Raw genomic sequence first — 1,042 nt, 5'->3', positions numbered from 1 at the left:
CATCAAATGCTGTATCCCCATCTTCAAATGAAACAGCTTCAGATTCAAATACATCCTCTCCATCTTCATTAATAGCTGTAATGGTTACTCCATTAGACAGTTCACTTGCATAGACAGATGAACTAGAATACATTCCAGATTGAGCGATTAATAAAATGGTTGCTATAAAAACAATGAATGAACTTTTAATTCCTATTTCTTTAAACCTATTCACTATATTCCCCTCCATATTGATAGATTAATCCAACAAAAAAACACCCCTTCAACAACGAAGGGGTGTATACTTTCATCATGCTGTAGCGACACTATGTACAAATAAACTCAAAACTCACTATGCGCTAGCACACCTCCCTATCCTCGTAGGTTGAATGACGTAAAAAGATAGGCAGGTCTCCTGACTCATGATCATCATTTTCTATTACCTTCCCGTCTATTGACAGTGGTAACTTAATAGAAAACTTCCAATTACAGTGGCGGGACCGTGTCGGAATTTCACCGAACTTCCCTTTTAATGACTTATAGCACGCTACAAGTCAACCCATCTTTTTCCTATTTAATTATAAATATCATAAGCTAAAAGAAACTATACGTCAACTGTCATGTTAAGCCCTTTTTTCCTTATTTAATTCAATACTTGATAGGATATCATTAATCTAGCTTTGATAATATAGAACTAATCATTTTGAAGGCTTGTTTTAACTGAATCTGCTCATCTTTAGTTAAAGTCGATAAACGGTTTTCCACTTTCGCTTCTAACACTTTCTTCTTATCTGTTAAAAAAGCTTGTCCTTCACTTGTTAAATGAATATACGTTACGCGGCGATCATGAGATGACTTCTCTTTTTCTATATAGTGATAGTCAATTAGCTTGTGAATTAATGGAGTTAAGTTTGATTTATTGATCCCCGATGCCTGTGCAATCTCTGACATTCGAATAGGGCCTAACTGTTGAACCATATGCAAAATATGAAAATGCGATGGATGTAAATCGCCTGTTTGTAATAATTGCTCTTGTCCAAATAGTTTCTTGGGAATATAAGGC

At 35.1% G+C, this 1,042-nt stretch carries 2 protein-coding genes and 1 riboswitch; both genes read right to left on the bottom strand.

The genetic code is table 11. The annotated features are described in order from the left end of the window. Positions 1-214: hypothetical protein (locus tag A194_RS0116380; RefSeq protein WP_029425491.1), on the bottom strand; the 214-nt coding region annotated here is incomplete at its 3' end. A 153-nt stretch (positions 215-367) separates the two neighbouring features. Further along, positions 368-557, bottom strand: a riboswitch (cobalamin riboswitch). A gap of 91 nt (positions 558-648) precedes the next feature. Next, a partial coding sequence (locus tag A194_RS0116375) for a MarR family winged helix-turn-helix transcriptional regulator (RefSeq protein WP_017187849.1) occupies positions 649-1,042 on the bottom strand: 394 nt, incomplete at its 5' end.

The sequence above is a fragment of the Alkalibacillus haloalkaliphilus C5 genome, from assembly GCF_000269905.1.
GTDB lineage: Bacteria > Bacillota > Bacilli > Bacillales > Alkalibacillaceae > Alkalibacillus > Alkalibacillus haloalkaliphilus_A.
The sequence above is the reverse complement of the archived record's forward strand: the minus strand, read 5'-3'. Positions and strand labels throughout refer to the sequence as shown.